8 protein-coding genes are annotated in these 13138 nt (G+C 32.8%); 5 read left to right on the forward strand and 3 right to left on the reverse strand.

Going from position 1 to position 13138, the window contains the following annotated elements:
• The first annotated feature begins 189 nt into the window (after positions 1 to 189).
• The 4 genes from SOP96_RS09840 (at position 190) to SOP96_RS09855 (ending at position 5976) form a co-directional block, all read left to right on the forward strand.
• A complete protein-coding gene (locus tag SOP96_RS09840; protein ID WP_326320805.1) occupies positions 190 to 639 on the forward strand; it encodes a hypothetical protein in 450 nt (149 codons plus the stop codon).
• A 335-nt stretch (positions 640 to 974) separates the two neighbouring features.
• Positions 975 to 4709: a DUF6443 domain-containing protein gene (locus SOP96_RS09845; RefSeq protein ID WP_326320806.1), complete on the forward strand. Its 3735-nt coding sequence runs from the start codon at positions 975 to 977 to the stop codon at positions 4707 to 4709.
• 11 nt (positions 4710 to 4720) lie between these two features.
• Entirely contained in the window at positions 4721 to 5404 is a 684-nt protein-coding gene (locus SOP96_RS09850; protein ID WP_326320807.1) for a hypothetical protein, read from the forward strand.
• Positions 5405 to 5409: 5 nt separating this feature from the next.
• A complete protein-coding gene (locus SOP96_RS09855) occupies positions 5410 to 5976 on the forward strand; it encodes a hypothetical protein (protein ID WP_326320808.1) in 567 nt (188 codons plus the stop codon).
• A gap of 168 nt (positions 5977 to 6144) precedes the next feature.
• Here SOP96_RS09855 and SOP96_RS09860 read toward each other — a convergent pair whose 3' ends face one another.
• From SOP96_RS09860 to SOP96_RS09870, 3 genes are all read right to left on the reverse strand, one after another.
• A complete protein-coding gene (locus tag SOP96_RS09860; protein ID WP_326320809.1) occupies positions 6145 to 7041 on the reverse strand; it encodes a hypothetical protein in 897 nt (298 codons plus the stop codon).
• 162 nt (positions 7042 to 7203) lie between these two features.
• Positions 7204 to 7503, reverse strand: a complete 300-nt coding sequence (locus SOP96_RS09865) for a helix-turn-helix domain-containing protein (protein ID WP_326320810.1) — start codon at positions 7501 to 7503, stop codon at positions 7204 to 7206.
• 751 nt (positions 7504 to 8254) lie between these two features.
• A complete protein-coding gene (locus tag SOP96_RS09870; protein ID WP_326320811.1) occupies positions 8255 to 9550 on the reverse strand; it encodes a phage integrase SAM-like domain-containing protein in 1296 nt (431 codons plus the stop codon).
• A 532-nt stretch (positions 9551 to 10082) separates the two neighbouring features.
• On the opposite strand from SOP96_RS09870, the gene SOP96_RS09875 reads away from it, so the two are divergent.
• Positions 10083 to 13052 carry a TOTE conflict system archaeo-eukaryotic primase domain-containing protein gene (locus SOP96_RS09875; protein ID WP_326320812.1) on the forward strand — a complete coding sequence of 990 codons (2970 nt, stop codon included), beginning with the start codon at positions 10083 to 10085 and terminating at the stop codon, positions 13050 to 13052.
• Positions 13053 to 13138 lie beyond the last annotated feature (86 nt).

Genomic DNA, 13138 nt, shown 5'->3' on the forward strand with positions numbered 1-13138 from the left:
ATTCTGAGTTCCCCACACCGTATGTCTTCAAGATTGATAGCTATTGCGACATCACCACACCATCTATCAGTTGCATGATACGAGATAGACAAAACAAACTCAACTTTTTCTCCTATAACAAAAACAGGTTAGAGATTATGAATCTCGCAGGAGACGGAACAAGATATATTAACATAAAACCATAACATTATGAAAAAACAATTATTTTTAGCATTATCACTAACCCTGCTGTCATTAGTAACCGTAAACTGTTCCAACAGTAATGATGATGATAATATCCCAACCAATCAACAGCCAACAACAACTCAATATTTTCATCCGCCAACATGGATTCAGGGAACATGGAAATACGCACCTTTCGGAACACCTATGGATTCCCAATTAACATTGAAGTTTACTGATTCAGACATTATCTCAATCAGTTCGGGCGGAACACAGACTAGTTGGACTGAAAAAATCAAAGTATCACCTAATGGAGGTAATGTTGATGAAACGACTACAAACACAGAATACAATGTTACCATCAAGTACAATAGTACAGGGGTTACAGACTTTTTTGAGTTCAGAAAGATTTCTAATACGGAGATACAATATAGACAAGCTCCCGTCCTAAATTGGACGAGTTTAGTTAAAGATTAATCCTAGATAAAGCCTTGACCCTATATGGGTTGGGGCTTACTTTTTATCTCTGCAAATACCAATGAACAGAGGGGGTAACAGTGAATCTGCAAGATAGTACCAATACATACTATAAATATATCTTATAATTAATCACTCTCAAACAAACCCAAACACTCTAATCGGGAAAATTTGAAAAAAAAAGAAACGTCAAGTTTTGTCGCCCCACCGATATAGATTTGTAAAAAGAAAGATAATAATTCAAAATATAGGGAAAATACCTATATAGAAAATCAATGATTTTTTCTAAATTGTCGCCCAAATAAAATTAATATGTAAAAAATTCACAAGTAATTATGAGAAAAAATTTATCACGAAATTTACTCGCATTATTCGGAATGCTTGTAACTGTGTGTACCTACGCACAAACCCCAACCTCAAATGAGAACTATGTACAGGTTACTAAATGTCTTGATGCAGATTGCGTTAAGAAAGCCGTAACAGTACAGTATTTTGATGGATTGGGAAGACCTAAACAGGTTGTTGACGTAAAGGCTTCACCGACAGGAAAAGATGTTGTTACACACATCGAATACGACGGATTTGGAAGGCAGGTAAAAGATTTCTTGCCTGTACCGCAGTCAAACACACTCAACGGAAATATTGTACCCAATCCGCTCGGAAATGCTTCGTCAATCTATGGAGCAGAGAAAATTTATTCAGAAAAGCAGTTGGAAAACTCACCATTGGATAGGTTACAGCAACTCACACAGGTAGGTAACGATTGGAGCAACAAACCTGTAAAAATGGATTATGATGCCAACTCCGATAATGAAGTCAGAGGTTATGAAACCACAACCGATTATATTGAAGGCAGAACATTATCCGTTCTCAAAGTTACCAATAGTACTAATTCTCTGAATGGGTGCTATAAAAAAGCACAGCTTTATAAAACAACCACCACTGACGAAGACGGAAACAAAAACATTGAGTTCAAAAATGGTAGAGGGCAGGTAATTTTAGTAAGAAAAGTATTGAGCGATACTGAAAATGCAGATACTTACTATATCTATAACGAATACAATCAGTTAGCATTTCTTATCCCTCCAAAGGCTTCCGAAGCCATGAAAAATTTAACTTCGGGAACTCAAATACCTGATACTATTTTGAATGACTTATGCTATCAGTACCGTTATGATGGCAGGGACAATCTTGTTGAACGAAAATTCCCAACCAAAGGATGGGATTATATGGTATATGACAAGGCAGACCGATTAGTGGCTTCTCAGGATGCTAATTTGAAAGCGCAAAATAAATGGCTTGTTGTAAAATACGAAATGTTTGGACGCGTTGTTTACACAGGATTGATTACAGCAGGAAACAGACAAAGTTTACAGAATCAGGTCAGCAATATTGTTGTCAAAGAGACAAAGGATTCAGTAGGCTTTGTTAAAAGCGGAATAACTGTTAATTACACCAATTCATTTTTAAATTCAGCATTGGAAAGTGTTTTAACCATTAATTATTATGATACCTACCCGCATGAAGCCCCGCCAATTCCAACAACTATTTTAGGTCAGTACACATTACCCCAAACAACGGATGCCAACAATCACGCTTCAACCAACAGTTTACCGACAGCCACTTATGTAAAAAATATTGAAGACGATAATTGGACGAAAACATTTACCTACTATGACAGTATGGGAAGGTCAATTGCTACCAAGTCTACCAACTATTTAGGCGGATATACCAATGTGGAGACAGAACTTGATTTCACGGGAAATCCATTGAGGACTTACACATACCACGCAAGAAAAGCTGACGAGGCGGGAGTTACAGTCAAAGAAAGATTTGTTTATGACGACCAAAATAGACTGAAACAACATTATCATCAGGTAGACAGCAATCCCGAAGAATTGTTGGCTGATAATAATTACAATGAACTATCACAGCTTACCAATAAAAAAATTGGAGGAAACTTACAAAGTATTGATTATGCATACAACATCAGAGGATGGCTAACCGATGTTAACAAAAATCAAATGGCTACACCTGATTTAGGCGGTAAATTATTTTCATACAAAATTAAGTACACGAGCAGAGATGGAATTGAAAACCCCGACTCGACACAATTTGCAGGAAAAAATGTACTTCCGAGATATAACGGGAACATTGCAGAGGTGGATTGGAGAAGTGTTGAAACTTTAGGTGCAACCCCCTCTCTAACACCAAAGAGATACGGTTATGCGTATGATAGGCTTAACAGGTTAACAGCAGGATATTATCAAAATCCGAATAATCCGTATAGTAAGGAAAACATAGAATCATTGACGTATGATTTGAACGGAAACGTAATAAACCTTTACAGAACCTCTGTCATGGAATACGGAAGCAATACGGCTACCGTAATTGATAATCTTGCTTATGATTACATTGGAAATCAGGCAATCAGAATCAAAGACAACAGCGGTAACAGTACAGGATATGAGGGCACAACAGGTTTTCCGATTGAATATGATGCGAACGGAAATATGAAAAACATGATGGATAAGCAGATTACAGGAATCAGCTATAACCATTTGAATCTACCTAGCGCAGTAAATATTGGTTTTGACCAAATTACTACACAGATTAAAACAAAATACCGTGCTGACGGAATAAAATTAAGAAAAGAGAATGTTAAAAATTCAATTGGTTTTGCAGGAACTGATACAACAATCCAAATAACAGATTATTTAGACGGATTTCAGTACTTTAAATCAACCTCTAACAGTACAGGAGGCGGAGGTGGAAGCTCGGAACTGTTAATGATGTCAAAACGGGCATTTGAACCACAGGCTTTTTCCCTGATAGAACCTATTGAACCAACCATTGACCCTCCATTTGGAGGAGGTGGGATTATTGCTAATTTAAAAACTCCCGACTTACAGTTTTTCCCGACATCTGAAGGGTTTTATGATTACACCAAAAATCAATATATTTACAGTTACAGAGACCATTTGGGTAACGTAAGGGTAAGTTTCGCAAGAAACAGCGCAGGAGTTCTTGAAATTGTAGACAGCAACGATTATTACCCGTTCGGGATGAATCACCTGAAAACAGGGAACTCATTCTTTGGACAAAGTAGCTTCAAAAACTATAAATTCTTAGGTCAGGAATTACAGGAAACAGGGTTTTATGACCTAAATGCAAGATTTTATCTGAATGATGTACTGATTTTCGGACAGCACGACCCGTTAAGTGATAAGACATTACAGCCTTATGCTTATGGCTACAATAACCCGATACGTTACGTTGACCCACAAGGAACGGAAGGCTTAGGATGGGGATTAAAAGACGGAAAATGGAATTTCGTACAAGGAATGCAGGAGGGCGATGCTACTTATCAGCAGGGAGGTTACACAAGCTATGCCGAAGACGGTTCAACAGTTGAAAACGCAAGTATAAACGGTGGAGCGTCAGGAGCAGTTTATTTAGGCTATAATGCAAATGATGTGGCATATAGTGAGAATAATTTCACCAATTGGAACAATCTGCATGGTGGAGATTATGGAAGCCGAAATGAGGCTTATTTAGCGTGGCAGTCAAACCCGAATTACTATGTTGGTGAAAGCTATTGGGACAGGACTTTTAGAACAATGGGATTTGCATTCCGTGAGGCTAAAATGGATATGGCAGACGGATTGATGTTTGCGGGTAGCGGTAGAATCGGGCAAGTAGCAGAAGCAACGGAACAGGCAGGAAAAGCTGCATTAACTGACTTGGAACTTGTAACAAAAGCTGCCCAAAAAGCAGAAAGAGCCATTGGAGGAAGTGACAGGTTCGCTGGAACGGCAAAACATACCTACAGCAATAACCTTATCAATAGGTATCAAAAAATGTTTGGTGACAGAGGATTAGAAACAAATTTTTATTTTAATAATAATCAACAATTAGGTGCGGGAAATAGAGGGTTCTTAGATGTTGTAAATCATGGAACACAAACAATTTATGATTTTAAATTTGGAAAAGCAACAATGAGTAATAGTCAGTTTACAAAGTACTCTAATAGTTTTAAAGGATATTCTATACAAATAATTAGACCATAAAAATATAAATAATGGCAATAGATACAGCTATAAAGAAAAAAGTAACACAGGATTGGCAAAATGCATTTCCAGAATTATCATTATACGCCAAAGATAAGTTATATAAAATTTTAGGTTCTACAATAATAGGATTAGAGCTAATTAAAATGCCTCGTGAAGATGATTATAGACCATATTTTGTTGTATATCCGCTTTGGGAGGAAAATATAAAGGATTGCTTAAATGGACCTATTATTTTACAGCAATATTATAATTCAAAGAATTTGCAATATACTATACCTTATGAAAAAAGTGATTTATTTTTCAACGAGGTTGTTAATAGTGTAAAAAAGCAGTCTCCATTATCTTTCATAGATGATGTTACATTGCATGAATTTATTACTTCCATTGACGAATATTCTAAAAAACCACCTCTTAGTGCCGCACCAAATTCATATTTACAAGCATGTCTTCAAAAATATAAAATGATGATTGCGTTATATGTTGATTCCTCTCAAGCAAATGTCATTTTCAATCAAATAAAGAATAATAATTGGGATTTAGACCACTTTAAGGCATTTGGTATAAACTTCAGTGATTGGCTGAATGGCTTACAACAGGAAATAAAACATCGGGACAAGTTCCTTGAACAGATTGAAATAAATAAATCTGACAAAAAAATATCAAAACTTCAATATTCTGAAATTATTTTATAGATTCTATGAATACTTATTGGGAAAAGAGATTTGTTGAATTATTAAATAAATCACCATTAACAAAGGAAGAAATTGAAGAAAAAGAATATGTACGAGAACAGTATTCAAAAGAACTTCATTTAGAAACCACAGAATTATTAAAAGAGATTGAACTCAACGGCTTAAAAGTAAACGAACTTTGGGATTTAGTTAATACACGAGAACCATATCCTGAGGCAGTTGACATTCTAACTGAACATTTGAAAAAACCTTATCATATTAAAAACAAAGAGGGTATTGTCAGAGCATTAGGCGTAAAAGAAGCAGGAGTAAAAACCCTCAGAACATTATTAGAAGAATATCCTAAATTTGACGATAAACATGTTAAATTTGCATTTAGACTATCTTTATTCAATATTCTTAAACTTAATAATCCTAAAAAGCTCATGGCTGAAACAAACGAATCGGATATTTTAATCAAAGGATTAATACAACTGTTCATTGACGATAAAAAATTATCTCTTAATAGATTTGACAAACTTTTTGAAGAAGATTTTGCAGAAAAGATAATTAACAAACAGAATGTAAAATAATTAGTCATAATTTAATCTGACAATTCATAAAAAAATGATTGGTTCTACCATAATAATATAACATGGTAAAGCCAATCATTTTAATTTTATGGTGATACAGCATAGTACAAATTACTCTTAATATATAGTCCGATTTTGTCCTTTTTCACCCTCAATCAATTCTCAACCCTATCCCCCTATCAAAGTTTGAAATTTAGCTACGAGCAAATCCCGTAACTCTAATTTTATGGTATCAAGTTGGTACGTCTCTAGTAGCTTATTGTACCTTTGCCTTAGACCATAATAGTAAGTAGATGATTTACTGTTTTTTATTTCCCGCCAATAATGGGGACTTTTGCCAAGTTCCAAAAATGTTTTTTCTTCCCCGCGAATTTCCTGAGTAGTAAGACAATCAATAATGTTAATCTCGTCAAAACGTTCTAATAGAAATTTAAACAATAATTCCAACCTGATTTTTTCATAAATATCTCGAACTGTACGGATTCCAAACCTTTTTTTCAGTAATTTGCTGTCTATAATCTTAATTTCCACCCGCAACAGGTTATAATCCAAACCATACTGCAAACCTTTATCATAGATTTTTACATAATACTCATTACGGTTATACTGCTTATAAGCCCCTTTCCCCTTAAAAGTGTCGTGTTGGTTAAACTCATCAAAGTTATACATCAAAAAGTTGTTATTGAGCATTGATTTAGGGCTTAAAGAGGTCTGTATATTTAAACCAAACTCCAAATTAGTTACTTTATAATCCGAAATATCTTCGTCCAGGTCGGCTTGAAGCTGCTCAAAAGAGGTCAAAATATCGGGGTAATAAAAATCTGTATAGTTGCCATCAGCAAAACCATTTTTAAGATTAAAGTATGTGTGTATAGAGTTTCTAACAAAAGCTGATTTATCAGTAATTCTAACTTCAATATTTTCAAAACGCCTCCAACATGGATATTTAGGGTCTTCATTGAAATAATCATAATTGCACCTAGTTTCACTGTCAGGAAAATCGTTTTTAATTCTGTTTTCTAAAGATTCTTTTGTATTTGTGTATGCTTTAATAAAATCTATCATAATTTTGTTGTTTGTTTAAGTACAGACATACCAATAGCCCCCCTTATATATTTATACTAAGGTTTTGTCTGAATTGTTTAAAAAGATTGTTTTAAGGAGTGTTTAGGAGGTTTTTACAGTACGACAAGGGATTCGTATTATTCATACTGCAAAACAATAAATTTAAGCGTTTAAACGGGCTTGAATATCGTTTTTAGAATAATAAACGTTTCTGCCAATTTTAGCACATGGTTTTAAAATTTCTTTTTTGTTCCAGTTATGAAGCGTTGTTAGGCTTACATTTAAGATTTCAGCCGTTTCATCACGGGTATAAGTCAGTTTTTCATTCTTTAATGCTTGTTGCTCAATCTGAATTTGATTGACCACTTTACGAACTACTTGTTCAACATCTCGGATTAGTTCATCTTTTGTCATTTGGACTAGTAATGGATTGTCATTACTGTTATTGTTGTTATTGTTCATAATGTATATTTTTTTTGTTTTTAATTTATCATTCAATTACCTGACATACAGTCATAAAAAAAAGACTGCCCTTTTTGGACAGCCTCATTGATGTTTAGACATAAAAAAAGACCCAACCGTTAAGGTTGAGTCTATATGTTAGTTAGTTATAATAATAATTATTCAGATATATTTATTCTCATGAATTTGAAAATAGATATTTTCAGTTTCCTACTGAATACGTTTTATACGGGTGCATCCCCCAAGCCGAAGCCTTTCAGATTTTTAAATAAAAAATGTTGATTATTTCCTGATTAGACATAATTATCCCCCTGAATAAATTCCCGCTCCCCCCAATATTTAGCATCATGCTCGGTATGGTCGCACCAATGAGAGACTTTTTGTTAGTATGATTTACTTCGGTCGGAATTATCCGCATTGAAAAAGATTCGTTGCGGTGCTTTTTTCTGCAAGGAAAGCCTAATCCTCAATTTACCGACTTTTTGACGTTAGAAAACACAATTATCCAACATGAAACAAAATGTTTCTGCCTTCCCCCCACTGTTTACGATTTTAAAGCGTTGGCGTGGTCGTTCCAATGGTAGGACTTGTTTTTGATAATTAATATTTCTAATAATCACATACTTGAAATAATCTTAAAGAACTGTTACTCTGAATTATAATAATTGGTTATTACACCTCAAACTAATAATTCAAGTGCAAATTTATACTTATTTTTATTAACCAAACAAAATTTAACAAATTTTAACTTTTAATATCCTAAACTAGTGAAGATTTTTGCAGTTGATTTAGCTTTCTCTACATCTGTTTTGTTAATGTAAGCCAATAATTGCTTTTCAGTAGTATGTCCTGTAACATTTAGCAAATAAGTAGTATGTATTATTTCATAAAAATTTGAAGCAAAGCTCTTTCTCCCGATGTGAGAGGTTACCAATTCATATTTTGGATATTCACCAAAAACCTTTCGAGTAATACTCTTTTTTCCCTCCCTTTCAATAACCATCATTTTACCATTGTATATCATTTCATCAAGACCTGCAATTCTACAAACATCTTTGATATAAAGATTAAATTTCACATCTGAAATTTTACGTGGAAATTCGCCTCCCCTTTTATCTAAAACCTCCTGAACTTTATTTAGTAATGGAATCTGCATTTTTGCACCCGTTTTTATCTGTGTGAACTCCAAATACTTCTGCCCCTCACTGTCTTCCATAATCATAGAGGAAGTAAATCTCATGTAATCACTTACTCGTTGCCCCGTATAGCAGGAAATCAAAAGCCAATCCCTTGCATTATCCAAATAGTCGTTAGGCATTTCGGTTTGTGCAATTTTGTCAAGCTCTTCAAATGTTAAGTAAACTGATTTAGGGGTATTTCTCAAAACCTTATCCATTTCAAACCTCCATGTCTTTACGTTTCTATGTGTTTCAATATCATGTGATTCCGCAATAGCACACATCATTTTTAAGAATTTCAAATTTTTGTAAGTAGTAGATACCTGATATATATCTTGCAAACAATAATTCTCAAAGTCTGTTCTAAAATGATTATCTATATCTTTGAAAAACAAACCTTTATATAATTTATTAGATTCCTTTTTGTACAACACGTATCGGGCTATCAATTCTTTGGTACTATTGGCTATTTTTAATGTTGCTTCCGAAATTTGGTTTCTTTTCATTTCTATATACTTCTCAATAAAAGAAACAACATTATCAGAATAGATATTTTCTGCGTTTGACTTCTGAGACGGTGAAATAACCTCTTTCAACCAAATTTTTGATTCATGTTCGGGATTATCCACTGCATACCTAGAAATTATCTCACTTTCCAATTTTGACAACCTAACATTTATCGTTTCTGTGTCACTCTCAAACATCTTTTTTGAAGATACCCTACACTTTCCGTCTTTCCATTCTTTCGGTTTGCACGTTAGATATGGTACAGGAACACTTATATCAATATCTTTATCTCTAAGCCGTACCCAAATTGTACTTTCTTTATCTACTATTTTTCCTCTAAGGAAAAAATTAACTGATGCCATATTTTTATTAATTTTAAGTTGCAATTTATACAATTGTATCGGGAATTGTATCCAAAAAAACTTAACCTATATTTATTCAATGAAATAAAATTGAATTAATCAATATATAAACCAATACGTTACATTAAAAATTAAATCAATATAAATAATTATAAATTAAAAATTGTGGTTCTGGAGAAACCACAACAAACAGTTGTAAAGCCCCTATTTTAGGGGCTTTTTTATTTTAAAAATCACGACTGCTCAATTATATGCTCAAACTTTCTCGGAAACTCCCTCCTGTATTGACTTTGTTTGAATCTACTTACTTCTGAAAATAAAAATTAAAATGATCTTGTGATTATAAAATCAGAGAAGTTATTTTACTATTTTGTATCTGTACTCCCTTTGCCTAAAGAGATTGAGAAAATTTCCATTTTCGTCAATCTCCAATATCCCATCCTATTCCGCCAAATATTTTTATCTTAGTCTTTCCAAAAGTCTTATTATATTTTTAACCATCGAAAAACATAACAATGATTGAAAGTTAAAAATGAAAAATGATAATCATTCTCCATCGATTCACCTTTTTCGTTCTCTTTTTAGAGGACGTGATGACGTATTTGCTATACGATGGGAAAAAGGAAGTAAAAATGGTTATATGCCCGCTTACACTTATGATCCTTATCATTACCGTACTCATAAAATGAATGGTGGAACTTTTCAAAGCTATTCCAATAAGTCTTATTTATCTATTTCCGATATGGAGATTCAGAAACATTTGGATGGGATTCAGCAGATTGGTACTTATCCTCTATTAAAAGATAATACTTCTTGGTTTTTAGTAGCTGATTTTGATAAAAAGGATTGGAAACAGGAAGCAACTGATTTTATAAAAGTTTGTAAAGAGAAGAATATTTACACTTATCTGGAACGATCTCGTTCAGGAAATGGAGGACATGTTTGGATCTTCTTTGAAAAGCCATATCCTGCAATAAGAAGTAGGAAGATCTTTATTTCTATACTTGAGAAAATAGGATCTTTTTCCATATTCGATAGAAATTCCAGCTTTGATCGCCTCTTTCCTAATCAGGATTTTTTATCGGGTAAAGGCTTAGGAAATCTCATAGCGCTACCATTATATAAAGAAGCATTTGACAAAGGAAATAGTTGTTTTATTGATTCTGAAACCTTTGAGCCAATTTCCAATCAATGGCTATTTTTAAAAAGTATCAAAAGAAATTCTATCGAAAGACTTGATGAACTTTATAAAGAATTTTCTACTTTATCGGATTCTCATATTTTAAAATCAGTTGGGGATAGCTTAATTATAACTTTAGATAGTAAACTAAGGATCAATAGAACAGGTTTGACCACTCCTTTGATTAATTTTATTAAAGAAGAGCTAAATTTTGCTAACTCTGAATTTTTCATTAAAAAGAAATCAGGGAAAAATACTTTTGGAACAGAACGGTACTTTAATTTGATTGAAGAAACTGAAAATGAAATTATAATTCCAAAAGGTTTTATTGGCAAATTCATCCGCTTTTGCAGAGAATCTAAGATTGATTTTGAATTTATTGATAAACGAGTACAAAAGCAGCGTATCAATTTCGTTTTCACAACTCAACTACGAAATCATCAACAAAAAGTGATTTCGGATACATCTAAAAAAGATTTTGGAGTTATTGTTGCGCCACCCGCTTCAGGGAAAACGGTTATCGCATTAAAAATTATCGCCGAAAAACAACAGCCTACATTAATAATTGTCCATCGTAAACAATTATTAGAACAGTGGTTAGAAAGAATAGAAGCATTTTTAGGAATTCCTAAACAAGAGATTGGAATTATTGGGCAAGGAAAAACTAAAATAGGAAAACAAATTACTGTTGCAACCATTCAAAGTATTCCTAAACAAATAGAGGCTCTTCAGAATTATTTTGGAATGATTATCGTTGATGAATGCCATCATATTCCAGCGGAAACTTTCAGAAAAACGATTGGAAGTTTTAATTCATTTTGTTTGTATGGATTAACAGCAACTCCTTTTCGAAAGTATAATGACGATAAATTAATTTTCGCTTATCTTGGAGATGTTATTGCAAATGTTCTACCTATTGAAATTGAAGATTATAAACACGCACAAATTATTATCAGAAATACTAATTTCGATGTTCCCTTTAATTCAAAAACAGATAATTTTGAAACTTTGTCGAGAATTTTAATTCACGATTCCTCGAGGAATAAACTGATTTTAAACGATGTGAAAACAGAGCTTAATCAAGGAAAAAAGGTTGTGATTATTACCGAAAGAAAGGAACATATTGATACATTATATCTCTTCTTGAAGCCATTATATGAAACAGTAACATTGAGCGGTGATGATACAGAAAATAATAGACAATATAAGTGGAATATTTTAAAGGACGGTGCTTTTCAGGTATTAATTACTACTGGGCAATATTTTGGAGAAGGAACTGACTTAAAAAATATAAATTGTTTATTTTTGGTATATCCTTTCTCATTTAAGGGAAAAGCTATACAGTATATTGGAAGAGTACAGCGTTCAGAAATTAATCCTATTATTTATGATTATCGAGATATAAAAATTGAGTATCTCAATAAGTTGTTTTTGAAACGCAATGCTTACTATAGAAAAATAAATAAACAAACCACCTTATTTGATGAGCCAAAAGAAGAAATTATCTCTTCAAATTCAGTTATCAGTATAGAGAAGAAAATAAAAATATCCGTTGAAAGTTTAGATTTTCATTATGGAAGTACTACTTTTAATTATTTTGTCGAAGAAATAAATGCAGATATTGAATTTAATATTGAGAATTTGGAAATTTTACCCGAATTTGAGGTTTTAAAACCATATTTTATCAAAACTCTAAAATCCAAAACAATTTCAATTGAATTGTTTGCCGAATTTGAGAACGGTAAACTGGTTTCACAACTTGCAACTTCTGAGGATATAGAAAGGATTAACAAAGAACTTATTGAAGGGGTGAAATTTCAATTTCTAAATAAAAGTCTAATTGAAAAGCCTTTATTTAAAGGAAAAAATGTATTGACCGCTGACGAACTCCAAAACAATCAGAGTATTTATCCTAATGCTGAAAGTATTTTACAAAATATTTTGAACAGTAAAAATTATAAACATTCGCTTCAAATACAATATTTGGCAGATAAACATGAAAGTAGTGTGATGAAGATACGTTTTGTACTAAGCCCTTTTTCTTTTGTATTTTTAATTGCAGGAAAGCACTACTATCATATAGTATTAGAAACATTAGACACTGAAGAAGCTTCTTATATCTGGCACGTAGTAAAAAGCAAAGAAGCATTAGTGAAAACAGTAGATAAAATTGACTCTCAGTTAAATATTATAAAAGAACATGGCAGACAGGTATTTTTAGAAACTAATCCTGAACATTTCAGCAGAATAATTCATAACTATTCTGAGGATAAAAAAGGCTTTGTAATGTGGAAAAATAATTTAGATGAGTTAACCATATAAAATAACGAAAGTATTGTTTCACGATCTCCAATATTCCCTCCAATTCCACCAAATATTTTTATCTTAGTTCTTCCAAAAGTCCTCCT

It is taken from the genome of Chryseobacterium salviniae (assembly GCF_035819015.1).
GTDB lineage: Bacteria > Bacteroidota > Bacteroidia > Flavobacteriales > Weeksellaceae > Chryseobacterium > Chryseobacterium salviniae.